Annotated in this window: 1 protein-coding gene; it reads left to right on the top strand. The window is 60.0% G+C overall.

The features are described 5' to 3' along the window. A partial coding sequence (locus QP752_RS11370) for a carboxyl transferase domain-containing protein (RefSeq protein ID WP_284805560.1) occupies nucleotides 1-230 on the top strand: 230 nt, incomplete at both ends.

The following is a 230-nucleotide window of genomic DNA, read 5'->3' as shown; positions in this document are numbered from 1 at the left end:
CCCGCGTGCCCAAGTTCACCGTTGTCATCGGTGGTGCGTTCGGCGCCGGTAATTACTCCATGTGTGGTCGCGCATATTCGCCGCGCTTCCTCTGGATGTGGCCGAATGCTCGCATTTCCGTCATGGGCGGTCCGCAGGCGGCGATGACGTTGTCGACGGTTCGTCGTAACCAGATTGAACGCTCAGGCGAGAACTGGTCACAGGAGGAGCAGGAAGAGTTTGAAGCTCCG

The sequence above is a fragment of the Corynebacterium sp. UMB10321 genome (assembly GCF_030228725.1).
Classification (GTDB): Bacteria; Actinomycetota; Actinomycetes; order Mycobacteriales; family Mycobacteriaceae; genus Corynebacterium; species Corynebacterium pseudogenitalium.
Note: the sequence above shows the minus strand (reverse complement) of the source record. Positions and strands in the feature narration are given on the sequence as shown.